This window comes from Halosolutus amylolyticus (assembly GCF_023566055.1).
Classification (GTDB): Archaea; Halobacteriota; Halobacteria; order Halobacteriales; family Natrialbaceae; genus Halosolutus; species Halosolutus amylolyticus.
The window spans coordinates 1-25,700 of sequence record NZ_JALIQP010000005.1 but is presented as its reverse complement, the minus strand read 5'-3'; the positions used below and the strand labels follow the sequence as shown (position 1 = coordinate 25,700).

General features: G+C 65.4%; 22 protein-coding genes, 1 tRNA gene and 1 pseudogene. 6 read left to right on the top strand and 18 right to left on the bottom strand.

The window, feature by feature from the left end; all coding sequences use genetic code 11:
- Positions 1 to 85: 85 nt before the first annotated feature.
- From MUN73_RS18100 to MUN73_RS18085, 4 genes are all read right to left on the bottom strand, one after another.
- Complete coding sequence (locus MUN73_RS18100) at positions 86 to 514, bottom strand: universal stress protein (RefSeq protein ID WP_250141914.1); 429 nt, start codon at positions 512 to 514, stop codon at positions 86 to 88.
- 181 nt (positions 515 to 695) lie between these two features.
- A complete protein-coding gene (locus MUN73_RS18095; protein WP_250141913.1) occupies positions 696 to 1,058 on the bottom strand; it encodes a hypothetical protein in 363 nt (120 codons plus the stop codon).
- A gap of 4 nt (positions 1,059 to 1,062) precedes the next feature.
- Positions 1,063 to 1,302 (bottom strand): amphi-Trp domain-containing protein, encoded by a 240-nt coding sequence (locus MUN73_RS18090; protein WP_250141912.1) that lies wholly within the window; start codon positions 1,300 to 1,302, stop codon positions 1,063 to 1,065.
- Between the two features lie 207 nt (positions 1,303 to 1,509).
- Positions 1,510 to 2,682 carry a KaiC domain-containing protein gene (locus MUN73_RS18085; protein ID WP_250141911.1) on the bottom strand — a complete coding sequence of 391 codons (1,173 nt, stop codon included), beginning with the start codon at positions 2,680 to 2,682 and terminating at the stop codon, positions 1,510 to 1,512.
- A 246-nt stretch (positions 2,683 to 2,928) separates the two neighbouring features.
- Between MUN73_RS18085 and MUN73_RS18080 the strand changes: the two genes are divergently transcribed.
- A complete protein-coding gene (locus MUN73_RS18080) occupies positions 2,929 to 3,759 on the top strand; it encodes an NAD(+)/NADH kinase (RefSeq protein ID WP_250141910.1) in 831 nt (276 codons plus the stop codon).
- 50 nt (positions 3,760 to 3,809) lie between these two features.
- Here MUN73_RS18080 and MUN73_RS18075 read toward each other — a convergent pair whose 3' ends face one another.
- The 4 genes from MUN73_RS18075 to MUN73_RS18060 form a co-directional block, all read right to left on the bottom strand.
- The gene (locus MUN73_RS18075; RefSeq protein WP_250141909.1) at positions 3,810 to 4,445 is read right to left on the bottom strand and encodes a DsbA family oxidoreductase; all 636 of its coding nucleotides are present in this window, start codon (positions 4,443 to 4,445) and stop codon (positions 3,810 to 3,812) included.
- 108 nt (positions 4,446 to 4,553) lie between these two features.
- Positions 4,554 to 5,105, bottom strand: coding sequence for a cysteine hydrolase family protein (locus tag MUN73_RS18070; RefSeq protein WP_250141908.1), 552 nt, complete (start codon positions 5,103 to 5,105; stop codon positions 4,554 to 4,556).
- 98 nt (positions 5,106 to 5,203) lie between these two features.
- Complete coding sequence (locus MUN73_RS18065; RefSeq protein ID WP_250141907.1) at positions 5,204 to 5,938, bottom strand: DNA-directed RNA polymerase subunit epsilon; 735 nt, start codon at positions 5,936 to 5,938, stop codon at positions 5,204 to 5,206.
- A 705-nt stretch (positions 5,939 to 6,643) separates the two neighbouring features.
- On the bottom strand, positions 6,644 to 7,564 hold the full coding sequence (locus tag MUN73_RS18060) for a nucleotidyltransferase domain-containing protein (protein WP_250141906.1): 921 nt from the start codon (positions 7,562 to 7,564) through the stop codon (positions 6,644 to 6,646).
- Positions 7,565 to 7,891: 327 nt separating this feature from the next.
- Here MUN73_RS18060 and mptA point away from each other — a divergent pair, with 327 nt between their 5' ends.
- The gene (gene mptA, locus MUN73_RS18055) at positions 7,892 to 8,824 is read left to right on the top strand and encodes a GTP cyclohydrolase MptA (protein WP_250141905.1); all 933 of its coding nucleotides are present in this window, start codon (positions 7,892 to 7,894) and stop codon (positions 8,822 to 8,824) included.
- A 24-nt stretch (positions 8,825 to 8,848) separates the two neighbouring features.
- Here the strand turns inward: mptA and MUN73_RS18050 are convergent, their stop codons facing one another.
- The 3 genes from MUN73_RS18050 to MUN73_RS18040 form a co-directional block, all read right to left on the bottom strand.
- Positions 8,849 to 9,712 (bottom strand): PGF-CTERM sorting domain-containing protein, encoded by an 864-nt coding sequence (locus MUN73_RS18050; RefSeq protein WP_250141904.1) that lies wholly within the window; start codon positions 9,710 to 9,712, stop codon positions 8,849 to 8,851.
- A gap of 266 nt (positions 9,713 to 9,978) precedes the next feature.
- Positions 9,979 to 10,782, bottom strand: a complete 804-nt coding sequence (locus MUN73_RS18045; protein WP_250141903.1) for a TrmB family transcriptional regulator — start codon at positions 10,780 to 10,782, stop codon at positions 9,979 to 9,981.
- Between the two features lie 82 nt (positions 10,783 to 10,864).
- Complete coding sequence (locus MUN73_RS18040) at positions 10,865 to 12,511, bottom strand: DUF255 domain-containing protein (protein ID WP_250141902.1); 1,647 nt, start codon at positions 12,509 to 12,511, stop codon at positions 10,865 to 10,867.
- Positions 12,512 to 12,861: 350 nt separating this feature from the next.
- On the opposite strand from MUN73_RS18040, the gene MUN73_RS18035 reads away from it, so the two are divergent.
- The 4 genes from MUN73_RS18035 (at position 12,862) to MUN73_RS18020 (ending at position 16,523) form a co-directional block, all read left to right on the top strand.
- Positions 12,862 to 13,473: an FxsA family protein gene (locus MUN73_RS18035; RefSeq protein WP_250141901.1), complete on the top strand. Its 612-nt coding sequence runs from the start codon at positions 12,862 to 12,864 to the stop codon at positions 13,471 to 13,473.
- Between the two features lie 68 nt (positions 13,474 to 13,541).
- A tRNA-Ile gene (locus MUN73_RS18030) sits at positions 13,542 to 13,615 on the top strand.
- A gap of 1,345 nt (positions 13,616 to 14,960) precedes the next feature.
- On the top strand, positions 14,961 to 16,103 hold the full coding sequence (locus tag MUN73_RS18025; protein ID WP_250141900.1) for a TrmB family transcriptional regulator: 1,143 nt from the start codon (positions 14,961 to 14,963) through the stop codon (positions 16,101 to 16,103).
- A 180-nt stretch (positions 16,104 to 16,283) separates the two neighbouring features.
- Positions 16,284 to 16,523 (top strand): hypothetical protein, encoded by a 240-nt coding sequence (locus tag MUN73_RS18020; RefSeq protein WP_250141899.1) that lies wholly within the window; start codon positions 16,284 to 16,286, stop codon positions 16,521 to 16,523.
- 149 nt (positions 16,524 to 16,672) lie between these two features.
- Here the strand turns inward: MUN73_RS18020 and MUN73_RS18015 are convergent, their stop codons facing one another.
- From MUN73_RS18015 to MUN73_RS17990, 7 genes and pseudogenes are all read right to left on the bottom strand, one after another.
- A complete protein-coding gene (locus MUN73_RS18015) occupies positions 16,673 to 19,042 on the bottom strand; it encodes a glycosyl hydrolase (protein WP_250141898.1) in 2,370 nt (789 codons plus the stop codon).
- A gap of 382 nt (positions 19,043 to 19,424) precedes the next feature.
- A complete protein-coding gene (locus tag MUN73_RS22720; RefSeq protein WP_321575775.1) occupies positions 19,425 to 20,510 on the bottom strand; it encodes an ABC transporter ATP-binding protein in 1,086 nt (361 codons plus the stop codon).
- Entirely contained in the window at positions 20,507 to 21,565 is a 1,059-nt protein-coding gene (locus MUN73_RS22715; RefSeq protein ID WP_321575774.1) for an ABC transporter ATP-binding protein, read from the bottom strand. The genes MUN73_RS22720 and MUN73_RS22715 overlap by 4 nt, the downstream gene beginning before the upstream one ends.
- Positions 21,562 to 22,602, bottom strand: a complete 1,041-nt coding sequence (locus tag MUN73_RS18005) for an ABC transporter permease (RefSeq protein WP_250141897.1) — start codon at positions 22,600 to 22,602, stop codon at positions 21,562 to 21,564. The genes MUN73_RS22715 and MUN73_RS18005 overlap by 4 nt, the downstream gene beginning before the upstream one ends.
- Positions 22,602 to 23,627, bottom strand: a complete 1,026-nt coding sequence (locus MUN73_RS18000; RefSeq protein WP_250141896.1) for an ABC transporter permease — start codon at positions 23,625 to 23,627, stop codon at positions 22,602 to 22,604. Before MUN73_RS18000 ends, MUN73_RS18005 begins: the two co-directional genes overlap by 1 nt.
- Positions 23,628 to 23,693: 66 nt before the next feature.
- Positions 23,694 to 25,490 carry an ABC transporter substrate-binding protein gene (locus tag MUN73_RS17995; RefSeq protein WP_250141895.1) on the bottom strand — a complete coding sequence of 599 codons (1,797 nt, stop codon included), beginning with the start codon at positions 25,488 to 25,490 and terminating at the stop codon, positions 23,694 to 23,696.
- Between the two features lie 91 nt (positions 25,491 to 25,581).
- Positions 25,582 to 25,700: pseudogene (locus MUN73_RS17990) on the bottom strand (integrase core domain-containing protein); the annotation flags it as partial.

Here is a 25,700-nt window from a genome sequence, read left to right as displayed (position 1 = left end):
TACTGTCGGGGGATACATCAAACCGTGTGTATCGGCACCAGCGACTGATTCGAGCGCCGACACGTCGGGACCGGGTCGATCGAGTTTACACGTGGGGACCGACGGTGGTAACGGGGACGGGAGCCTCGCGAACGACCCGCTGGGAGACGCTGCCGACGACGTTGCGCTCGTATTCGTCGCCGCTGGTCCCCATCACGATCAGGTCGGCGTCGGCCGCGTCGGCGTAGTCGACGATGCACTCGGCGGGGTTCCCGGTATCGATCGCCGTCACCGTCTCGACGTCGTGGTCGGCGGCACGCGTCGCGGCCGCGTCGGTCGCCTCGCGGGCGGTCTCCTGGAGTTCGGCGCGAACCTGCTCGACGCGCTCGTCGTCGAGCACGAGGAACGCGCGGTCGTCGACCACCGAGAGGACGTGGAGGGTCGCGTTCCGGGTCCGGGCGACGTCGATCGCGTGATCGAGAACGGTCGCCGCGTGCTCGCTCCCATCGGTCGGATAGAGGATCGTCTCGTACATCGCGTTACGATCGGCAGTCCGGCCGCCGGGGGGAAAGCCCTTCTCATCGTTCCCCCGGCCCGGGAACTCGGGGACGGTGCGGACGCGGATGAGAGCGCTGGGGCAACGCGACGCCGATCGAGAACGGGCGTCGAGATCGACCCGGCAAGCCCCCGTGGCTCAGACGCCGGGGACCCGCGGCTCAGACGCCCGGGACGCCGATCGCGTCGGGCGCGAAGATCCCGACGACGGCAAGCGCGTAGACGAGGCCCACCGCGACGATCCACGCGACGAACCCGATCGCGGCGGCGGTCCCCCAGCCGCCGGGATACCGCCAGTTGATGACGCCGACCCAGGCGACGAGCATCAGGAGGACGCCCAGAAGCGGGATCCAGCCGACGAAGTAGCTCGCGGCCGCCCAGACGAGCGCGCCGATGAGGGCGGTCAACGCGGCGTTCGTGACGCCGGCGTCGCTGTCGACGACGAGGCGCACGCCGGCCAGGATCGCGATCGTTCCGACGAGGAGGCTGACGACGAACGCGAGGGAGACGGCCAGGACAGACATGAATTCAGGGCTTCCAGTTCAGTTCGATCGTGATCGTCTCGCGGTTCCCCCGCAGCATCGACGATCGTTCCACGACGTCGACGGAGACGCTGACGCTCTCTGGCGGGTTGAGATCGACGGTCTTGTTCCCGACCGTGACGTTGATCTCGTCGCCGCCGCCCTCGAACTCGTCGCCGAGGGACGCGAGGTACGCTGCGAGTTCCGATCGCGTCATCGTCTCGTCGGCTGTCGTCCGTTCGGCCATACGGACCCCTTGACGACGCTGTCCGCAAAAGTATGGGCCGCGAACGGAACGCCAACACCGGATTACTGTGCGGGTGTGCGCAGAAACGCTCCACTACGGACGACGCTCCGCGATGCCGATGTGCCGGCCCGGCGTTCTGGCGATATGCCGGCTCGCCATCCTGGCGATCCGCCGTCCCGCCGAGGGAATCGAGACGACGTGCCGCGATCAGAACAGGTTCGCCTGCTGGTAGACGGAGATTCCCTCGCCGGTGATCTCGTAGGGTTTCTTCTCCCGGGAGTGGTTCGCGTCCCGGATCTTCTGGATCTCGACGGCCAGTCGCGTCTCGCGGAAGTCGTCGGGGCGGACGTACTGCAGGACGAAGACCGCGTCCGTGAGGTATTCGACGATCCCGTACCGGGAGGCGTAGGGCGACTCCTCGGACGCTTCGCTGGTCAGCAGGGCGGTGACTCCCGCCTCCTTCAGGCTCCGGGTGAAATCGTAGATCTCGTTGCGCCGTTTCGCCCGGTCCTCGTACATCATCTCGAGCAAGGAGACCGAGTCCAGCACGAGTCGGCTGGCCCCGAACTCCTCGACGAGCGCCGGGAGTTCGGTGCGTATCGACGCGAGACTGTTGGCCATCTCGACCGGATCGACGTCGACGACGGCGAGTCGGCCCTCGGCCACGTACTCGTCGAACGCGTACCCCTTCTCGATTGCGCTGTCGATGACGCGATCGCGGCTCTCCTCGAGCGTGATAAACACCGCGTTTTCGCCCTGCTCGAGGCCGTAGTCGAGAAACTGGAGGCCGAACGTGGTCTTGCCCGTCCCGGCGCTCCCCATCGCGACGATCAGCGATCGCTCCGGAACGCCGCCCTGGATCATCCGATCGAGGCCGTCGATACCGAGTTCGAGACGGGGGAGATCGGACTCCACGTCCGCGTCGAAGTCGGGTTCCTCGCCGCCCGCCAGCCCGAAGTCGACGTCCGAGAAACCCTCGGGGTCGTCGCCGCCGATCGCGGGTGCGTCCTGCAGCGCGTCGCCAAAGCCCTCGTCGAACAGCGAGTCGTCGGCGTCGGCCGACCCGCTCGCGTCGTCGGTGGTCGGTTCCAGATCCGACCCGGACTCCCCGTCGAGATCGTCCGGTGAGAGGCCCCCGTCGAGATCCGCCGTCCCCGGCGTCCCGACCGCGGTGTCGGCGTCCTCGCCGATCGGGAGCGCCCGATCGCGGTCCCGGTCCACCGTGGCGTCGTCGGTGTCCGGGTCCGGGCCCCGATCCGGATCGTCGTCGCGATCGATCGCCGCCGAACCCGGGGCTGGCTCGTCGGCGGCCGCCGCGTCGGCCTCCTCGCCGTCCCCCTCGAGCGCGCGTTCGAACCAGTCGTCGGCGTCGTCACTCACGGCGACTCACCTCGCCGTGGTCCGGCCCGGGCGAGACGACTCGCGGGTTCGGCGACCGTGACGCCACGCGCCGGTGGGAAGCGACGGCAGGGGACGATCGGCATCGAAGGGAAACGTTCCATACGGGGGTGTGCGGTGTCCTCGCGGGACAGTTCAGGTACGTCGTAGCGGCCCATCCAGATGAATGTTGTTGCCGTCGGGGCTCGAAGCAGACCTTTTTGAGTGCGGGAGGGCTATCCGCCACCGATGGACGTCGACGTCGGACTGGTCGCACAGCGGGACAACGAGCGCGCACAGGAACTGGCCGCGACCATCGCCGAGGCGATCGACGACGGCACGGCCTCCGTCGTCGTCGACGAGGCCACTGGCGCGGCGATCGATCGCCCCGCCGTCCCGGTCGCCGCGATGAGCGAGCGCGACCTCGTCGTGAGTATCGGCGGCGACGGGACCCTGCTGTTCGTCGCCCGCGAGGTCGGCGAAACGCCGGTTCTCGGGGTCAACCTCGGCGAAGTCGGCTTCCTCAACGCCGTCGCCCCCGCCGACGCGGTGACCGTCGTGACCGACCTCGTCGCCGACCTCCGTGCGGGCGAGGATCGCCCGGGACGGACCCTCGCCCGCCTGCAGGCGACCGGCGACGACTGGGCGCTCGAACCCGCCCTCAACGAGGTCGTCGTCCACGGCCCCCGCCGCGGCCACGGCGGCGGCGCGACCGTCGAGATTCGCGTCGATGGCGATCGGTACACCGAGAGCCACGCCGACGGCGTCCTCGTGGCGACGCCGACGGGATCGACCGCCTACAACCTGAGCGAGGGCGGGCCGCTAGTCCACCCCACCGCAGAGGCCCTCGTCGTCACGCAGATGGCCGCCCCGGAGTCGATGCCGCCGCTCGTCGTGGACCGCGACGCCACGCTCTCCCTGCGAGTCACCGACGCCGAGACTGCCTACGCGATCAGCGACGGGCGGAACAGACGAGAACTCTCGCCGCCCGCGACCGTCTCCGTCTCGATCGCGGACGAGCCGGTCCGGCTGGTCGGTCCGCAGGTGAACTTCTTCGACGGCCTGGAAAAGCTGGAGTAGGTCGGCTCAGGCGCGCCGATCGGCGTCGGCTACGTTCCGTCGATCAGTGCTCACGTTCCGTCGATCAGTCGCTCGAGCTGGGCCGGCGGTACCGCGCCGCGGGCGGCCTGCCCCTCGTAGACGAACGTCGGGACGCCGGTGATGCGTTGCTCCCGTGCCGCGTCGAAGCGCTCCTCGAGTTCCGCCCGGAGTCCGTCGTCGTCGATCGCGTCCCGGATTTCGTCCACGGGCAGTCCGACGTCCGCGGCCAGGTCGGCCAGCACCTCGACGTCGCCGATGTCGCGGCCGTCCTGCCAGAGCGCCTCGTAGATCGCCGCGTCGAAGTCGGCCCACTCCCTGGGGTAAGTGTTCTCGACGTACCACGAGGCCTGCTGGGCCGGCAGCGAGTCGACTTCGACCGCGATCTCCTGGGCCATCTCGACGCCGTACTCGTCCTGGAGTCGACGGACGTTCTCCCGCGCCTGCGCGAAGTAGTCCTCGTCTTTCCCGTCGTCGACGTCGTGGTCGATCGAGCCGTCCGGCCTGCGCTTCCCGCGCCGGAGGTCGAACGGCCGCCAGTCGATCGCGAGCGGCTCGTCGCGGCTCTCGCGATACTGTTCGAGCGATCGCTTCCCAAGGTAACAGAACGGACAGACGTAGTCGGCGTAGAGTACGAGCGACTCGGAGTCCGAAGAGGTCGAAACCATGGCGGGTAGTAGCGGCGCTGGCGACAAAAGTGACACTCCTCGAACGAACGAACGGGGGCCAGTCAGGCTGGCGGATCGTGCCGGGCCGAGTGTCGATCCGCATCCCACTTATCCGTCAGTTTTCCACGCCTCGACGAGTTCCTCGCTCGTGGTTCGTTCGGCGTCGTAGACGTCCTCGAGGTAGGTCAGTCCATCCTGATGGGCCTCCTCGCTGAACGCCTCGAGGCAGTCGGCTGGCGCAACGACGTCGTAGCCCCGGAAGAACGCGCTTGCGGACGTGTGACGTGCACACATGTTCGTATGGAGTCCAGTCACGACGATCCGATCGACACCCAGACTTCGAAGGTGCTCGTCCAGACCGGTGCCGTAGAACGCGTCGTAGAAGCGCTTCTCGAAGACGTCGTCCGCATCGGTGGGAGTGAGCTCCGAAATTACTTCGGCACCCTCCGTGCCGGCCATCGCGTGCTCGCCCCAGACGTCGAGTTCGGTGTCCTCGGGCCGGTGAGCATCGTTCGCGTAGATGACCGGGATCCCGTGTTCACGAGCGCTGGGGAGCAGTTCGTCGCGGAGCGTCGGGATGATCCGTTCGGCCCGTTCGGCGGCGATCTCGCCGGTCACGAAGTCGTTCAGCATGTCGAGGACGATAACTGCGTCAGTCATAGCCGACTGAGGTGTGCAGGGAACCTCAACTGCCCTCCTGCATGAGAAGGGCGACGCTGTCGTCCCAGCGTGGATTCGGCTCTCCCACCTGAAGCGAGTTACGTCTCTTCGGGTTCGGTCGCATCGCCGCCCGTCGATTCAGGGAGGTTCGGATCCCGGTACGGGTTCCGCCCGTAGGCCGGAAGGTCGTCCTCGAGCTGGGCCTTCAGCACGCGTCGGAGCCGGTTCAGGCTCGTCGTGTCGAGCCCGTACTCGGCCGCGAGCCGCCTGAACGCCGTCTCCTCGGTGATGTCGTGGGCGCGGTACTGACCGAACAGGTCGTCCATCCGATCGGGCGAGAGCGCCTGCGCGTCGATGTCGTCGAGGCCGAAGTACCGCTGGCGATCGACGTCGACGACGTGGCGGATCACCACCAGCGCGACCTTCGGAATGGCCCGCTGGCTGCCGAACTCCGTGAGGTCGATTTCGTCCATCACGCCCAGCGCGAGGTCCCGCTGCCACGGCGTCAGATCGAGCGCGTTACACAGCGCCTGGGTCGTCCGGAGTCGATCGAGGTGGTGAGCGCGTTCGCTGTACCCCGGCGTCGCGCCGTGCTGCTCGTCGTGGAGTCGCCGGATACTCTCGGAGAGATCCGCGTCGGACGACTCCGCGCGCCCGATGACGGTCGCGCTCGGCGTGACGACGCCCCATCGACGGACTGTCGAGTCCCGCTGGACCTCCGCTCGCGAGAGCGACCCGGAGCCGGGACGCATCTCGAGACGGCGGTCGGAGTCCTCACCGACGGCCACCGCTTGCTCACCGCCCGCCCCGGGGTCGGCACCGTCGTATTGCATCTCGTGTTCCGCTCGGACAGGGAGACGGAAAAAGGCTCGCTCGTTTTCCCGGACCTCTAGACGGGACTGACAGTCCTCGTGATACGTCTTCGTGCCGATCGCGCGGACCGCGATCACGAGAATCGCGCAACCGCGCGCAGACGATTACGCGGTCCGGACGCGAGGCTGTCGCTTCCGAATCGAGTGTGCCGAAAAGCCCTTCATAGCTTCACCTTGTGACCAGAAGTACGTAAAGGCCGATCGGGAACTGGCCGGCCTCGGCCACGTGGAACGGTCCAGTCGCTACGGATCGAAGAATCCCCCAGAATCGCCGTCCTCCCGTCATAGCTCTACCTTGTGACTAGAAGCACTTAAAGACGGATCGACCCGAACGGACTCGGTGGACGAATTCGATCCGAACTGGCCCCGAACTGGCCCGGCCTCGGCGACGAAGTGGCCGACGTGCCGGGAGCGCGATCGGCGTCGCTGGTCGAGCGGTGAGACCACGAGAACGACCGACTCTCCCGTCGTATCTTCACCTTGTGACCAGAAGTACGTAAAGGACGATCGTGTTCGAACCGGACCGGAATCGACGACGAGGGCGCTATCTGGCGTGAGAAAACCGTGGCTAGTCGAAAAGCGAGTCAGTGAGAACTGCCGTCTCTCCCGTCATAGCTCCACCTTGTTACCAGAAGCACTTAAAGGGGGCCGACCTCGACCGTTCGATCACTGGACCGCCCCGATCATCTCGTCGACGAACGCGTCAAGTCGATCGTGATCGGGGCCGTCGCGCGCGTGGATCGCGGGGTCGATCTCCCTCGGCGGGCGTGCGAACTCGCGGCCGACGGCGTCGCCGATCGTCGCCGCACCCTCGCCGCGTCGTTTTCGTTCGAGCAGGTCCGTCGCGAGGGCGATTCGATCCTCGTCGAAGACGGCCGGTGCCTGTTCCGTCAGGAACCGACCGACGTCGAGTGCCGGCAGGTCGTGTCCCCCGCGCTCGCCGGTCGCTTTCAGGTAGCGGGCCGACATCGCCGCCCGACAGATCGTGAGGTTTCGCTTCACCGTCGGCCGCGTCCGCGTTTGGGCGTATCGGTCGTCGTCCCGATCGATCGTCGTCGGTCCGTCGTCCGTCTCGACGACGTACTCGTCGTCGCGCTCCTCGACGATCGGAAAAATCGCGTCGTCGGTACGAACCAGGTGGTCGGAGAGATACTTCCGGTAGTTGCTCATCGCGATGCCGCGCCAGGCGTGATAGAGGTCGATCGGGTTGTACGTCCGCTCGACGTACGCGCGAAGGTCGTCGGGGTCGTACGCGGACCGGTACCGGATCGGACTCCGGAGCAGGTCGATCGCGCCGTCGTTGGAGTCCGCGAGCAGGGAGGCGACAGTCCGGACGTCCCAGCCCTGATACTCGAACTCGCCGCGATCGGACGTGATGACGTCGTCCGGACCGTCGAGGTGAACGTAGACCCGCAGATCGGTCGGCACGAAGACGAACCCGACGTCGTAGTCGCTGTCCGGAGCGGCCGCACCCCAGGCGTGGCTCCCGCGAGCGGCCGCGAAGGCGACAGTGACGTCGTGGCGGCGCTCGATCGCGTCCAGGTGTGCCGCGACGGTCTCGTGAACCTGCTGTGGGACGGACGTCATGAATGGACCATCGATCGACCGGCGGAGCGCCGGCTGTCCAGTTCGATCGTCGCTCCGAAAAGCCCTTCGTAGCTCCACCTTGTGACCAGAAGCACTTAAAGAGCGATCGGTGGCCGGCCCGATCGGAAACGACGCTGTCGCTCCGTAGGATAGCATCCGGAGAAGCCGCGATCTCCCGTCGTATCTTCACCTTGTGACCAGAAGCACTTAAAGAGCGATCGAGCGCTATCGATAGGCCGGACCGCCGAAAATCGCCGCCGTCCACGCCGTCGTCCGTATACTACGGCTTCCGAAAGCCATAATCGCCTGCTACCCTGAATGCGGCCAATGAGTCACCAACTGCCGGACGTGCAGGCTACGTCCCCCGACGTCACCGTCGGCCTGAGCCAGGTCGGCGTCACCGGCGTCGAAAAGCTCGTCAAGATCGCGCGCGAGGACAAGCGGCCGATCGTATACACCGCCGAGTTCGAGGTCTTCGTCGACCTCCCCGCCTGGCGAAAGGGCGCGGACATGAGCCGCAACATGGAGGTCATCGACGAAATCCTCGAGGACGCGACCCGCGAAGAGGCCTACCGCGTCGAGGAAGTCTGCGGCGAGGCCGCCGAACGACTCCTCGAGAAGCACGACTACACCACGCGCGCCGAGGTCTCCATGGAGGCCGAGTTGCTGCGCCGCGAGCAAACGCCCGCGAGCGATCGCGAGACCCAGCACACGGTCGACATCGTGGCCGCCGCGACGGCGACCGACGAGGGGACCCGCGAGGAGATCGGCGCGACGGTCACCGGGATGACCGTCTGCCCGTGCTCGCAGGGGATGTCCGCCGCCCGCGCGAAGCAGACGCTCGAGGACCTGGGCGTCGAGGAGGAGACGATCACGCAGTTCCTCGACGAAGTGCCACAGGCGGGCCACTCCCAGCGTGGCCACGCGACGCTGACCGTCGAGGCGAACGGCGATCCGGACGTCGACCTGAACGACCTCATCGACGTCGCCCGCGACTCGATGAGCGCGCGGATCTACAACCTCGCGAAACGACCCGACGAGGACCACATGACCTACGCCGCCCACGCCGACGCGAAGTTCGTCGAGGACTGCGTCCGATCGATGGCCGAGGGCGTCGTCGACGAGTTCGATCACCTCCCCGACGACGCGGTGATCACGATGAAACAGTCAAACGACGAGTCGATCCACCAGCACAACGCCCACGCCGAGCGCGTCGTCGAGATGGCGACCCTGCGCGACGAAGTCAACGGCGAGAACTGAACGCGGCGCGAGGCGACCGATCGATTATCGTCGATCTGTCCGTCGGCCGACTGCGAGACCCGACCCGACGACCGCGACGATCGTGACCGCGGCGCCGAAGCCGGGGACGCTGTCGTCATCGGTTACGTCGGCCCCGCTGTCGTCAGACTGATCGCCGTCGCCCTCGACATCGTCAGTCGATTCGTCTGCGTCTGCGTCGTCGGTCGACTCCTCATCCTCGACAGTCGTCGTTTCGTCGTCCGCCTCGTCGTCGATCGCGTCCGCCGTCTCGTCCTCATCGACCGCGTCGTCGGCGTCGTCGGTTGTGCCGTCGAGTGAGGATTCGACGTACAGGTCGCTCGTATACGTTTCGTGGAGGTGCCACGTCGCTTCGTTCCCGTCGACGACGTCGGCGTTCGTCTCCGAGATTTCGCCGGGCATGACGACCCGGTACGTGATCTCGTCCGGCGTGCTGGAGTCGGCGGGGTCGGCGACCGCGATCTCCTCGTAGACGACGGTGTCGTCTTCGACCGTCACGTCGAGATCGTCCTCCTCCGACTGCTCGACGTCGGAGAGTGCGATAGACAGTTCGTAGCCCGAATTCAGTTCTCGTTCCGTTACCGATGCGGACCCGATCGACGGGGTATCCTCGTAGATTGCCTCTAGCCCGTCCGCGACCGATTCGTCATCCTCGGTCCCGGTAGCCTCGTTGAGATCCGCGTACGTCTCGTCGGTGATCGTCCAGTGAATGTCCACGGAGTCGATCGCCCCGTCTTCGGTCACCGTCACCTCGAACTTCGTCGATTCGGCCTCCTGTGCCGCGACGGGTCCCGAAGCGACCCCCAGCACCAACACGACGATCGCGACCGCGACGGCCGATCGATTCGAATAGCGGCCCTGACCTATCATATATCGATATTGAATATCCATGATATAAAAACGAGGGATTCTCGCGACCAGCGATCGAAGACGGACGCTCCGATCCGGGTCGGTCGGGTACCGTCTCGAGCGATCGATCGGTACGTCGAGACGGGCGCAGTGAGTGGATCCGGAGCAACGGAGTCGGGTCCGGGCAGGCGAGGGCGTCGGACCACGAACGAACCGGTACCGTGCAGTCTAGACGACGGAACGAACGGACGAGACGATCGGTGCGGCGTGACGGACGATTCGACCGGTCAGAACTCGAGCGGTTCGGCGTTCTGCCAGTGTGGCGTGAACTCGTCGTGGACGTCCGCGGCGAACTCGGGATCTTTCAGGTCGATCATGCCGAACGCCTCGCTCGAGGTGAGCGGGTTCGGCACCTGGATACAGACTTCGACGCCGTCGATGATGTTGAACGAGCCGGTGACCTCCTCGCTCGTTCGCACGTCGAAATCCTTTCGCGCCTGTAACGTCTCCCGGTACCGTTCGCCGACGTTCTCGGAGAGAGAGGCGACGAGTTCCCGGGTCATCAGGATGTCGACCGAGACGCCGCGGTCGAGGGCGTCCTCGAGCTGGGCAAGCACCTCGTCGCCGACCGTCCGGATGTCCATCTGGGGGACCGGATCCGCGGCGACCATCACGATGTCCCGGTCCGCAGCCGCGAGCCGCTCGAGGAGGAGATCGATCGTCTCCTCGGGGCCGACGGCGGCGGTCCAGAACTGCTCCTCGACGGGTTCGGCCGCGTCGAGTTCGTCGGCGAGGTCGTCGACGATCGACTCGTACTGGTCGGCCTTCTCCTCGAGTTCGCGTTTCTTGTCGTCGAGCAGCCGATCGAGGGCGGTCGAGGGTTCGACCGCGACGTACTTCTTCGGGCGGCTCGCGGTCTGGCTACGGACGAGGTTGTACTGCTCGATGCTGTTCAGCACGTCGTAGATCCGACCCATCGGGACGTCGCTCGCGCGTGAGAGTTCCTTCGCCGTCGTCGGACCGGTGTTCAGCAGTGCTCGATACGCCCGGGCTTCGTATTCGGAGAGCCCGAGGTCCCTGAGGCTGGCCATATGCAGGCACCACTGACTGTAGCAACATAAACGCTGTGGTGGTTTGCCGCTCGATCGATCTCGGCCGCCTCAGGGCCAGACGTTACTCGTGCACGTCCTGAACGCGGTTGCTCAACTGCTCCGGAGTTTCGGCCGGCGTCGAACGGCGGCCGTCGCGTTCGACCCGTGCCCTCCCCGGTTCGAGGTCGTCCGTCGCGTCCGGGACGACGACTTTCTCGTGGTCGGCGAGTCGGAGTGCGGCACGGTGGAGGTCGGTTCCCGGTTCCCCGGCCACCCGGATCACCAGCGGTCCCTCGAGCAGGCGGGCGACGGCCGTCCCGTAGCGGGCGATCTGGACGCCGAACCGATCGCTCGCTCCCGCGAACGCCTCGAGCGTCTCGCGGGCGTACGTCCGGTACCGGTCCTCTCCGGAGAGCACCGCGAGTTCGAGCAATCCGTCGGCGAACGCGACGTTCGAATCCAGCGGCCGCAGCGGCCGATCACAGAGGCCGACGCCCGTCGCCGGGCCGTCGAGGAACGAGTCCTCGTCGTGGAGCCGGTCGATCGTCGCGTCCGCGACCGCACGGGCGTCCTCGAGCAGGGCCGTCTCGATCGTGCTGGCGGCCGTCGTGAGCGCGCCCAGGACGCGCGCCTGGGTCGCGAGCAGGCACGTCGGGTCGTCGCCGGCCTGGAGTGTCGCGTCGCGCTCGTGGCGTGCGACGCCCTCTTCGAGCAGGTCTTCCCGGAGCGTCGCGAGCGCCCGTTCGGCGTACCGACGGGCGCGCTCGTCGTCCGTGTAGGCGTAGTACGTGAGCAGGCCCTCGATCGCGAGCGCGTTCGACCCGGCGAAGACCCCCTCGTCGACCGGCGGCTCGTCGGCCGTCGCCCGATCGGTCGCGTCGAGGCCGTGCGCGTCCGGCTCGCCGGGGGCCTGGCTGTTCGCGAACGCATCCGCACTGCCGTTCCACAGCGTCGTCGTCAGATACTCGATCGTGCGCTCGGCGGGGTCGCGGTACTCGTCCGCGCCGGTGTGGAGGTAGGCGTTGGCGAACGCCCGCACGAGCGCGCCGTTGGAGTCGAGCAGTTTCTCGTACTGGAGCCCCGACCAGTCCCGATCGGTCGCGAAGCGGTAGAAGCCGCCGTCGTACTCGTCCAGCAGGTTCGCCCCGACGGCGTCGAAGGAGCGAAGCGCCATCTCCCGATCGCGCTTGAGCGCGAACTCGAGGGCGTCCGGGAGCGGGAACTTCGGCCCGTCACCCCAGCCGCCGGCGACCTCGTCGTAGGTCTCGGTCAACTGGCCGAGCATCGCCGACTCGATCTCGGGCGTCAGGTCGCCGGCAGGCGGGTTGTCTTCGCGCAACGGGCGCGGGATCCGTGCCGCGCCGCTCCCCTTCGTCTCCCACATGGTCCGGACGCTGTCGAGCACCTGTCGCATCCCGTCGGGGCCGAGATAGCCCGCACCGGTGAGAACGCCGCCGTCAGGCGCACAGAAGACCGTCGACGGGAACCCACCCATGTTGTACCGATCGCGCACCCGGGGGTGGCGATCGACGTCGACGCGTACGGGGACGAAGCTGTCGTTGACGTTCGCGGCGATTCGGGGCTCCGCGTACGTCTCCGCGTCCATCTCGTGGCAGTGGTCACACCACGTCGCAGTGAGCGAGAGCAACACGGGCCTGTCCGTCGCTTCGGCCTCGTCGAAAGCGTCCTGGCCCCACTCGCGCCACTCGACGCGTGTCGGATCGTCCATACCGGTGCCTCGGGTGTCGCGGGCGTAAGCCCTTCGCTGTGAATCGATCGAAACGGCGCGGCATTGCTGTTCGATCGACAATATCGCCACGAACGTTTTCCACAGTAGCCCGTCCGACCAGCCGACGCGGGCGGGACTGAAAGGGGCCGAACTCCTCGGCGAACCCCGGCGACGTAAGCACTCCGCGAACGCAGTGAGCGAGCGCGCAGCGAGCCGCAGGAGTCGAGGAGTTCGGGGGCTTTCGAGGAGGACGTCGTAGCGGGTTCGGAGAGACAACCCGTTCCCGGCACGAAGCGCGAGCGACGCGACGAGAGTAAAGGGTTTTGACCCTTCGTCGGCTATGTCGAGGCATGCTCCGGTGGATCTTCGCGCTGTTGCTCATCCCCTTTCTCGACGCGGTGCTACTCGCCGTCATCGTCACCCAGTTCGGCTTCGTGAGCTGGGTCGGGATGATCCTGCTCGTCGTCCTGACTGGACTCGTCGGTATGCTGCTGGTCCGCGCCGAGGGGCGGCGGACGATCCGGAAGATGCAACGCCAGCTTGCCCAGGGCACGCCGCCGACGAACGAACTGGTCGACGGCGGCCTGCTCATCGCCGCCGGGGCATTCCTGCTCACGCCCGGGCTGGTCACGGACCTGCTCGGGTTCCTGCTGGTGCTCCCGATCAGCCGGATCCCGATCCGGATGGCGCTCAAACGCTTCGTGATCGTCCCCTACGCGGACAAGAAGACCGGCGGCTTCGCGAGCGGCGGGGTCTGGACGTACGGCTTCCCGGACGACGGCGCGGCTCGCGAAGCCGGCGTCGGCGCGTCCGAATCGTCCGACGGCGGCACCTACGACCTCGGCGAAGACGCCTACAGCGTCGATTCGAGCACCGACGAATCCTATACGATCGGTTTCGGCGAGGACGATCGAAACGGGGACGGGGACGAGGGCGACGATCGCGACCCCCTCGCTCGGTAGCGGTTCTCACGGCTCCCGAAGAAAGAAACGCTTAAACATACCAGCGGACAACTGACTGATGCCGACGCGGGCCAATAGCTCAATCAGGTTGAGCGCCACTCTGATAAGGTGGAGGCTCTCGGTTCAAATCCGAGTTGGCCCACTTTTGACGCGAACAACGCGAACGGAGTGAGCCGTGAGCGTCAAACGTTGATCGAACTCGGATTTGAATCCTGGAAGTCACAGCCCGCGCAGCGAAGCGAGCAGGAATGTCTTCTTACGGTTCAAATCCGAGTGAGACCACGTTCTCGCCGCGAGCAAATTCGCGAACGGCAGAAATCCGATCAGACACGGTTCGAAGTACGGAAGACGCACGTTCACGAGCGAAGCAAACGACCCGAACTATCTTCGAAGGTTCGTCCGGGACTGGGAACACGTCCACGAACAGGGGCGTCGCCTGGCCAGCGACGGAACGATGCCGATCGTTCGATCCCTCTGGTGACGCGTTCCGGGAACTCCCGCCGACAGCGTCGTTGTGTCTCCGTACGCCGTGACTCCCTGTCTCGGTACACACACAGTCTATTCGTGGTTGCAAGATCGATCGTCCGGAGAGGTGCCTGGTCTGATAGATACACAGTATAGTATTGTATCTGAAAGGTCTATCAGCGTTCCAATTTCCAGGATTGTTGACTCGACGTTGGACTCGGTAACTGTAGAGAGCAGCCTCGATATCGACGCTGAATCGACGGAAAAACGCCGCCTACGACGTCAGTTCCTCTCGTCGTACACTGGACGGTTAAATACGTCCCGTCGGTCGCGTTGAAGAACGCCTTCGGAGCGTGAAATCCGTTCGGGTCTGGATCGAACGTGACGTACAGGCGCCAGCGTTGATTATTTCCGGGTGTTGTCGATCGGACGGTGCTCCGGTTGACGTACCCTCTGTTGACGAGCACGTACCGTATCGTACCAGTTCTTGTAATCACTACTACCTATTTGACACAGTACTATCTAATATAGAAATAGTACTTGAAAATGGTATGATCCTCCGAGAAGACGTGATGCGCAACCTCCGAGCGCGCACTCGGCGTCGCGTCACCGGCGTAGTGCTCCGCCCAGAGCCGATATCGGCGCGGTTCCAAGAGGTGAGCGTTTCCCCGCGGTACGGGAATCGATCGCAACTGCCGTAAATCGACTACGGCGACCGTATGCGTCCCATTCGATCGCCGCGCTGACCTCCAGGTTGATCGTCGGCCCGATCCTGACCTGGGGAGCGCGTACTCTACAACCGGGAGCTACAGACTCCGTGAGCAACGCCGGACGCGTCCGATCGATCAGTTCGCTTTCGAGTATCACTCCCGTGCCGATCCGGCCTCCACGGACACGCGTGGCTGGCGCGGTCGAAGCCGACATAGCCTACGAACGCAAACACGAGCGCGATGGACGTGACGACTGCGGTCGCCACCTCTACGTTGCAAAAGACTGATTAGTTGGTGTTTCCGTCTGTGAGCATGGACAGGGATCCACTCCGGAACGCGCTGGAGGACGCGGGGTTGACCTCGTACCAGGCCGACGCCTACATCACGCTGTTAGAACAGGGGATGATGCCGGCCGTGGAGGTTGCAAAGCAGTGTTCCGTTCCGGTGTCCCAGATTTACGACGTCCTCCGCGCGCTCGAGCGGATGGACTACATCGAGACGCACGATCAGGACAAACTCCACGCTCGTCCCAAAGAGCCGATCGACGTCCTCCGGGAACTGCGATCCCGGGGCGAGCGGATGAACGAGGCCGCGGACTCGATCGAGGACCGGTGGGAGCAACCGGCCGTCAGCGATCACAAGGTCGGCGTCGTCAAACACGAGGAGACGGTGATCGACCGCGCACGAGACCTGATCCGGGACGCCGAGAGTTTCATCGAACTGTCCGCGAACGTCGACCAGTTCCGCTCCCTGACGAGCGCCCTGGCCGATGCCCGCGATCGCGGCGTCATTACGAACGTCGCCGTGTACGGAACCGAGGTGGAGGACGGGATCGCGAACGTCGAACTCGACGAGACGGTAACAGAAATCCGCGCCTGCCAGATCCCCGGGCCGTTTCTGCTCATCGCGGATCGCACGCAGACGTGCTTCACGCCGAACGACTGGGCCAACAGACCGTTCGGCGTCCTGATCGACGACTACCTCCTCTCGTTTATCTTCCACTGGTACTTCCAGACGGGCGTCTGGGCGCTCTGGGAGACGGTCTACGAGGACACTGCGCCGCCGTACGTCTACATGACCCTCGAGGAGTTCGTGCGCGACGTGGGGCCGCTGTGGGAGGACGTCGCGAACGTCGCAGTGACGATCGAGGGGGCATGGGTCGAGACGAACGAGCCCTGTCAGATCACCGGCGTCGTCACCGACATCTGGTACCCGGGCGTGTACCGCTCCGAGGGGCGCCCGTCGTTCGAGGAACTCGCCGGATTCTTGCAACTGGAACTCGCCGCGGACGGCGACCTGTACAGCGTCGGCGGGTGGGGTGCCGTCTACGAGGACATCGAGGCGGTTCGGATCACCCTCGAGGAGATCGCGCTCGAAGACCCGACGAGCGGGGTCGAAGTCGACCCCGGCGCCGCCGACGTGCCGGCGATCGAGCGCGCGTCGGAAGACGACTGATACGGATCGCTGTAATTATTTACCGCCGATCACCGACCCCGTTCTGTTGATCGGCGGTAATTGACTACAGTAGTCCGTATGAGTCCGACGGATTCGCTCGGTCGTTCGACCGCCGTCGCGACCGGATCGCCTTCGCGACGACCAGTATCTCCAAGTAGTAGCGCCCGGAGGTCTCTATCGATGGGCGCCACGTACTCGGATCGGTTCTGGAAGACGATCTGCGCGTACCGCTCCGCGGTCGCACTACTGCTAGGGCTCGAAGCCGTCCTGTTGGTGCTTTTGTTGATCGCGCTCTGGCTACGACCCGAAGACACAGAAACGAGAACCATCCTCGTCGCCGATTTCGCCCTCGTCGTCGCGGGCTTCTTCGCCGCGGGCTACGTCCTGTACCGCTGTCGGAAACGTCGACGGACTGCCTGATCGCCCGTGGCCGCGGCGGCGACGTCGAGCGAACTGGACGCGCGTTGGCAGCTGCACACGTGACGCTAGTTGCGTCGACCCGGCACTCCGTCGTAGCTCGCGCCAAGGCGTCTATCGGCCCGTACGTGATTTTCCGATCGGACAGCGTTCTACCCCTGTGCGGTTGCCAGTTCTCCCGGACCGACGACGATCGTCGTCCCGTCAGAGAACGAGACGATCGTCTCCTCGTCGTCCGGGTTGTACGCGGCGTACGTTCTCTCGTCGTCACCGAAGACGACGGCCAGCGGCGCGTCCGCGGTGATCGTCGGATCGGGCGAGCCGACCCGCCGGAACGTGGCGAGCCAGTGGTAGGTGTGTGCCCGAGAGTCGCCGAACTCCGGATCGTACGCGTCGCCGTCGGCGTCGAACTGCCCCATCGCGTCGTCCGGATCGGAGAGCGCACGGTACTTCCACAGCAGGTCCTCCCAGTAGGAGAAGGTGCCGTCGACGGCGTCCTCGACGGTCCCGTAGTTGGCGTCCGCGTACGCGTCGTCGAGACCGAGGTACAGCGAGTGGCCGCCGAGGGGCAACCAGTTGATGCCGTGGACCGGTTCGGGATGGTCGGTCCACCACGTCGTGTACGCGACCCCGCTATCCCAGACCATCGTCGTCTGGTCGAACTGCCACTCGTCGAGCACCGGTAGAGAGTCGCCGTCCTCGTCGAACCAGTACTCGCGAGCGGCGTTTACCTCCCGGGTGTACAGGAAGACGCCGAGGTCTCGAAGCTCCTCGTCGTCCGTGTACTCGCCCCACTGGATGATCGCCGCGTAGGCGTTTATCGCCTCGGAACTCGACTCCTGGTTGTTCCCGAAGGCGCCGCCGGACGCCCCGCCAGCCCACGAGTGGCCGCTGTAGGGATCGAACGTTCGCAGGAACGGGAAGGTGTCGTCGTCTCGATCGGGGTTCGCGAAGTCGCGGATCAACAGCTCTACCATCCCGCCCCACTCGGACTCGGCGGCCCAGTCGGGGTCGTTACGCGCGATCTCGGCCGCTCCGCGGAGGTAGTAGCCGTAGTGGAAGTGGTGGTCGTTCAGGAACTCGGGCGCGCCGTGGAGGGCGGGATAGGCGATCAGCGTCCCCCACAGCTCGTTGTAGTAGAACACGCGGGATTGAGCGAGTTGCCCGTCGTCGTCGGTCGCCTGGAACCAGTCCTCGAGGCGCTCTCGCATCGTATCGAGGATCTGCTGGGCCCGCTCTTCGTCACCGAGGTGCTGGGCGATGCCGACGAGGTCGCTGGCACGATTGAAGTTCTTCCCGGTCCAGTAGGCGCCCTCCCCGTCGCCTTCCTGGCCGGGCCGGATGATCTGGCCGTTCGTCGCCTCGGAGAGGTACGAGGCGAGGCGATCGCGGTCGTAGCCGCCGACGTCCGGCAGGTGGGGAAGGATCCCGTGATAGGTGTGCGTGACGCGGTAGGAACTGGTCTCGATCGTCTCCATCGTCCCCCGCGGCGAGTCGAACGTGTACCCGAGTGGCTGTTCGTCGGTGTACTCGTGCTGGTGTGGGAACATACCCGTAATCGTCCCCGACGCATCGCCCTCCATCGCTTCGGTCTCGAAGTGGTACGTGGTGTGGACCTCGCTCGTCGACTCGTCGTACTCCCAGTCGAGTCGCGTATCGACGACGTGGGCGTGAGCGTATGCACCGAAGGTTTCGAGCACCTCCTCGCCCGCCTCGGGAAGCAACGCGACCGTGAGGTACTCACCGTCGCCGAGCGACGAGGAGAACGTCCCGTCCCCGTCGAACGACCACTCCGCCTCCGAGGGGGCGTACAGGCCGTAGTGGGTGTCGCCGACGCTGAGACCGATCGTCGAGCCGTCGTCCACCCACACTGAGGGGTCCGCGTCCGCCTGGTCGAAGGCGACGGTCACGGGGTCACCGTCTACGCGTAGGTACGCGTACGGCGATCCTCGAACCAGCGTCGCGTCGATGCGTCCGTTCGAACTCTCCATGGCGAACGAGACCGACCAGTCCGTCCAGTCGGTCACCACGGACTCGTCGAACGTCGCCCCGTCGAAGCCGACGGTCGCCGCGAGTTCGATCGGGCGCGTCGCGAAGTTCGGCCCGGCCGGCCCACTCCCGACCTCCCACTCGCCCTGGCCGCCGATGACGAACCCCTGCGGGCCGGTCGAACTCACGAGCGGGTGGCTCCAGAGAGACGCGTCGCTCTCGAGTAGGTGGCCCTCCCACACGAGCGACCCCCACCAGTTGTTGGTCGGCAGGGGATCGTCCCGCCGTTCCTCGGCGACGTAGACCTCCGTCGGCGGCTCCTGTCTGACGGCCGGTTTGGTCGTCCGGTAGCTGGCTTTGCCTACCGCGCCGATATCCTCGTCGTCGGTCCCGGCCTCCGCTTGATTGGCTTCGGTCGAGTCGTCGTCCGCTGGTTCGTCCGTCGTTCCGATACCCGAACAGCCGGCAATCACGCCCGTTACGCCCGTCGTCCCGATCGCCAGGAGAGAGCGGCGGCTACATTTTCCAACCATCGACAAATTGGTTCGGTTATCGATATGATAAGTCGTTCGAAATGAGACGGTTCCCGAAACCGCGTCCGACCATCCGACGAGGTGAGAGGGTGCCGCGGCGCGATATGCGCGACGCGTTGCGCGATCGGATCCGAGAGGCGCGAAACGCTCGCGAAGACACCGAGCAGGCCCGTGCCGAGACCGGGCAACGAAACCGGTACCTCGAACGCGAGGCCGACGGGTATCGGACCATCGTGGAGGCCGCCCCAGACGGCGATCTGACCGCCCGGATGGACCCCGAGAGCGAGGCGACGACGCCCAGGACCGGACAGCTATCGCTCGACAGAAGCGAATCTCGTCCGGAAAGGTGGCAACCGACGAGTCGGCACAAAGCGGTCGTCGCTTACCGCTCGTCCGCTTCCAGACTGGCGCCCTCCAGGGGATCGCTGCGCCAGTAGTCGCTGCCCACGTCGAGACGGAAGCAGGACGCGCGATGGGTTCCCTCACCGACCGACCGGCGATCGGGCGTCGACTCCCGGCAGTACTCCGTCGCGTACGGGCATCGCGTGTGGAACCGGCAGCCAGACGGCGGATCGATCGGATCGGGGATGTCGATCTCCCGGACCGGCGGTTCGGCCGCGCCCTCCTCGAGACCGAGCGACGGCGTCGCCCACTTCAGCACCTTCGTGTAGGGGTGTTGTGGGTTCCGGAGGACCTCCTCGGCCTTCCCGAGTTCGACGAGTTCGCCGAGGTACATCACGCCGAGTCGGCCGTCGGCGTGTTCGGCCAGGTAGCGCGCGTTCGAGAGGTCGTGAGAGATGAACAGGAACGACGTGTCGAACTGCGCTTGCAGGTCGAGCATCAGGTCCATCACTTCGACCCGAAGCGAGACGTCGAGCGCGCTGACGGCCTCGTCGGCCAGGATGAGATCCGGGTTCATCAGCAGCGCCCGGACCAGCGCGACGCGCTGTTTCTCCCCGCCGCTGAGCTGGTGGGGATACCGCCTAGCGTAGTCGTGTGGCGGCGACATGCCGACGCGATCGAGCATCGCGAGGATCCGCGCCTCGCGGTCCTCGGGCCCCAGGTCGGCCTGGTGTTTCTTCAGCGGTTCGGCGAGCGAGGCTTCGACGGTTCGGTGGGGATTCAGCGACGAGCCGGGGTCCTGGTGGATGATCTGGAGCGATCGACGGATCTCGTCGTACGGAATCGACGAATTCGAGAATCGCCGTTTTGCCTCCCAGATGTCCTGCCCCCGGAATTTGACGGACCCGCCGGTCGGTTTCTGCAAGCCGACAGCCGCCTTGCCGATCGTCGTTTTTCCGCTGCCGGACTCGCCGACGATCGCGACGACGTCGTTCTCGGGGATCTCGAGGTCGACGCCGTCGACGGCCCGGACCGTCTCCGGGTCGTCGAACGGATTGAACCCGCTCTCCTGCTCGAAGTGGACTTCGACGTTCTCCAGAGAGACGACGGGATCGTCGACGCTCATCGGTCCACCTCCGTGGTGAGGGCAATCTCGTCGTCGACGCGGTTCCAGTGGTGACAGGCGATGTCGTGGGTCTCGGTGGCCGCCTCCATCTCGGGCGTGACCGTCGCGCAGTCGTCGGTCGCAAGGGGACAGCGCTCGTGGTACGGGCAGCCCGACGGGACGTCGACGGGATCGGGCGCCGATCCGTCGATCGGTCGCATCTCTTCGAGCGGCGACTCGATGTCGGGCGTCGAGTTCAGCAGCGCTCGCGTGTACGGATGCTTCGGGGATCGAAGGATCTCCTCGGTCCGGCCCACCTCCGCGAGTTCGAACGCGTAGAGGACGCCGATCCGATCCGCGAGTTTCGTCACGAGCGGGAGGTCGTGCGTAATGAATACCATCGTCAGGTCGTACTTGTCCCGGAGGTCCGAGAGCAGGCTGACGATCGATCGCTGCATCAGCAGGTCCAGCGCTGCCGTCGGTTCGTCCATCACGAGCACTTCCGGTTCGAGGACGAGCGAGAGCGCGATAAGCGCGCGCTGTTTCATCCCGCCCGAGAGTTCGTGCGGGTACGAATCGAGCACCCGATCGGGATCGAGGTACAGGTCCGCAAGGAGTTCGCGCGTGCGTTCCATCCCCGTCTCGACGTCGTACCCGTGCGCGTCGAGGGTCTCCACGAAGTGTCCACGAAGCTTCAGCGTCGGGTTGAACGACGAGAGGGCGCCCTGGAACACCATCGAAATTTCCTCCCAGCGAAGCTGGCGAAGCCGGTCCGTCGAGAGGTCCAGAACGTCGACCGGGTCGCCCTCCGACGGCCGGTAGCTGATCGACCCAGAGGTGACGCCGGGTTCGACGACGGCGTCCAGCAGCGCGGACGCGAACATCGACTTCCCGGAGCCGGATTCGCCGACGATGCCGATGATCTCGTTGCGCTCGATGTCGATATCCATCCCGTTGAGGACCTTCGAGGTGCCCCGATCCATGTGAAACTCGACGGTGACGTCGCGACATTCGAGGACGTGGTCGGAGCCCGAGCCGGTCCCGACGGCGCTTGCGGCGTCGGTGCCTCGGCTCATCGGACACCACCTCCGGTCGTCGGCGTCGCTCCGTCGTCGGTCGGCTCGCCGTCCGAGCTAGTCGTCGAGGAGTGACGGGCGCGAACGCGCGGGTTGAACATCCGATCGGTACCCTGGGAGAACAGGATCAGCCCGAACGACAGGAGCGTGATCGTCGCCAGCGGCGCGATCAGCCAGTGGGCCATCGACGTGACGTGCATCGCACCGCCGCTGACCGCCTGGTCGATCATGACGCCCCAGTTGACGACGCTGTCGTAAGGCAACACGCCGAGGAAGTACAGTCCGACCGATGCGAAGATGACCTGTCTCGCTGCGTTGACGAACGTAATCAGTACGTATGGCATGATGTTGGGAAGGACGTCTTTGACCATGATCGACGGCGTCGACAGCCCCATCGCTTTCGACGCCTCGACGTACGAGTGTCGGCTGATAGAGAGGACCTGCGACCGGATCTCTCGGGCGAGGCCCGCCCAGACGTTGATCGTCAGGATGAGTCCCATAACGATCGGATTCTGCGGTTCGAGTATCGCAGCCAGGATGACGATGAGCGGGAGCCCCGGGATCGTCATCACGATATCCGTAATCAGCGAGATCACCCGGTCGGTCCGCCCGCCAGCGTACCCCGCGGTCGTGCCAACGGCCACTCCCATGACCGTTACGAACAACCCTCCAGCCATGATCATCTGCAGCATCGACGGCGTCGCCCAGATGATCTGGCCGAGGATGTCGCGGCCGAGGTTGTCGGTCCCCAGGGGGTAGGTCAGCCCCTCAGCGAGCGGCGTGACCGATCTCGGCCCCTGGTTGACCGCCGGTTCCGGGTAGAGTCTCGGGCCGAGCAGACCCACGAGCACGTACAGCAGAAGGATGAGCGCGCCGATGCGAGCGCGGACGTCGCTCCAGACGATCCTCCCCGGGGCGAGGACCCAGCGATCGACCAGCCGCCGGTACCGTTCTCTCCGGCTCAGCGTATTGTCGGCGACGGTCTCGAACGCATCGCCGTCGTTGAGCGCGCCAAGCGACTCCGTTCGTTCGCTCATCAGTGCTCACCTCCTCGAGCCTGGGCGCGGGGGTCGATGATCCCGTAGGTGAGGTCGGCGATGTAGACGCCGATCACCACCGCGATCGTCATCACCAGGAAGATGCCCATCATGAGCGGATAGTCGCGGGCCTCGAGCGCCTCGATCATGTAGTACCCCACGCCGGGGTAGGTAAACACCTGTTCGAGGATGACGCTGCCGCCGAGCGCGAACCCGATCGCGATCAGGAGCGCCGTGTACAGCGGGAGTACCGCGTTCCGCCCGACGTACCGCGTCGCGATCCGCCGCTCGGACAGCCCGCGGAGACGCGCGACCCGCAGGTAGTCCTCACCGAGCACCTGGATGCTGTTCCCTCGCATTCCCAGCGCCCAGCCCCCGGCAGCGACGATCGTGAACGACGCGATCAACAGCGACGCGTGCCAGAACGCGTCGCCGAGGAACGCGGCCGTCGCCAGTGGCTCCAGCGGCGACATCGCCGGTTCCATGTCGTTCGAGTACCGGCCGCCAGTAGGGAACAGTTCGAGCCGGTAGCCGAGGAACCAGATGAGCAGGATGCCGACGATGTAGTTCGGGATCGAGTTGAGCAGGATCGAGAGCACGGAGGACCCGTAGTCGAATCTGCTCCCCTCCTTGTACGCCATTGCGGCGCCGAGCGAGATGCCGATGGTGAACGAGAGCAACAGCGCGATAGACATCGTGAAGATCGTCCAGGGGAGCGCACCCGCGATGATCTCCGATACCGGGACGCCCTCGTTGATCGACTCGCCCAGGTCGCCCCGAAGCAGCCCGCCCACGTAGGTCAGGTACTGCTCGTGGAGTGGGTCGGACGGGAGGACGTTGAGCTTGCGCTCGACGCGCTGGTCGATCACGGCCTGTGACATCTCGGGATTGTTCTGGATGAGTTCGGCGCGGTAGGCGTCCGCAGGGTTCCCCGGCATCAACCGAAGCAGGAAGAACGCGAGGGTCATCACCGACACAACCGTGACGATCGCCTGGAATGTGCGTTCAACGTAGTATTTTTGCATGAATCTATTATTTGATACCGTATAGGATTCGTCCCGTTATTGAAAGCGTCATTGGACTCGTCCGAGCTACTCCTCGGCTCTCGCTACGAGCTTCCCGACTCGGGGGAGGAACGTCGTCGGATACTGGATCCCGGACGCGTCCGCATCCGACTCGTCGACGACTTTGAAATTCTCGGTCGAGACGAAACACTGGTCGACCTTCTCCATGAGTGGAAGCAGCGGGAGGTCGTAGTTGAACGCCCACGCCAGCTCGTTGATCTTCTGGCGTGTTCCGTCGCTGTCGGGATCCATGCCGACGAGCGCTTCGAACTCGGGACCGAACTCGATCGTCTCGGACTCGCCGTCCGGCTCCCCGATCGGCGGAACGTCGACCGACTCGGGATAGTTGTAGACGTTCCGGGCGTCCCAGCTGTTGAGACTCCAGTTGAGGGAGTGGTACGGATACGTCCACCCGTCCGAGAACCAGAACCCGGCCGCGTCGAAGCCGGTGTCGCCGTAGAGGTCCTCCCCGAAGTAGACGCCGTCGTCACGGGTGACGAGATTCGTCTCGATGCCGAAGTCCTGGAGGTGCTGGTTCATCGTGATCGCCGCGTCGACCCAGTCGTTCCAGGCGGCAGGCACCTTGTACTCGAACTCGAGTGTCTCGCCGTCCTCGTCGACCCAGGTGCCGTTCTCCCGCGAGAAGCCGGCCTCCTCGAGCAGTTCGGCGGCCCGCTCGGTGTTCTGCCCGGAGTAATCCTCGAAGTCGTCCGGATCGTCGAGCCAGTCCTGGGCCGACCCATCGAAGTTCCCGGCGATGCCGGTCGGTATCTCCACGGGTGCCTTCGCGTCGCCGCCGCCCGCAGAGTTCTCCGCGACGACCTCCCGATCGATCGCGTGAGCGATCGCCTGCCGGACCTCGCGCTGCCCGAGGTGCTCGTGTTCGTGGTCGAACGCGATCGATTTCCCCCAGTTAGTTGGCTGTTGGATCTCGACGACAGTGTCGGGGAACGACGCCTTGATGTCCGGCGAGGTGAAGATGTTGTGCAGCGCGTCGACCGTGCCGCCGCGGATCGCCTGCCAGGCCTGCTCGTTCCCGTCGATGAACTGGAACCGGTACTCCCTGAAGTTGACGTCGTCGGCCCAGTGGGAGTCCTCGAACTTCGTGGTAACGAGTTCCTGTTCACCCGCGTTTTCGTACGCGAACGGGCCGGTCCCGATCGGCTCTTCGGGCGCGAACTCCGTCAGTGCCGTCGAGTCGGGATCGTCCGCCAACTCCTGGCGGATATCCTCGTACTGCTCGGCCGGCCTGTCCAGTTGCAGAGCCCGAATCGAGTTGAGAAAAACGGGCTCGGAGACGTCGGCTTCGAGCCCGATCTCGACGGACCTGTCGTCGACAGCCTCGACGTTCTCGACCGAGGTGTAGTTCCCCATCGGGTGATTGTCGTACAGAGAGATGTGCAGCTTTCGCTCGAGGTCCGCCGCCGTGGCGTCCTCACCGTTGTGCCAGGTCACCCCCTCCTGGAGCGTCAGCGTCGCCGTGTCCTCGCCGACCTCCCAGTCGGAGAGTGCCCCCTCGACGAATTCGCCCGTCGTCGCACGGAAGTACAGCAACCGGTCGAAGACCACGAATCCGGGACGGTCCGGGTAATTGCTGTCGTTCGAGTCGTTCCACTGCATGTCGCCCGGGATAACCGACGTCGGCGCGGTGAACGTCCGTTCGGTCATCGGCTCGTCGCCTGTAATCTCCCCGCCGGTCGGCCCGTCGCTGTCGCCGCCGCCGAAACAGCCGGCGAGCGCCGCCGCACCGGCCGCGCCGGTGGACTGCAGGAGTCGCCGCCGTGATGTCTCTGCGGTGCTATGTGGCACACTCTCTTGGCTCATGGTGCTACCCAACCTTTCGTATCCGGTCATAAATACCTTTTGGAAATCATAACATTTCAGTATTCTATACTTCGATGCGCGTGGGCACTGTCTAGTTCAGCACCTCCTCGGCTGGCGTTCGGCCATTGAGTGCTTGATTCGGTCGATCGTAGTTGTAGTGGTGTCTGAAGCGTCTGAGCCAGCGTTTTGCGCTGGCCGGACTGCCCCGCC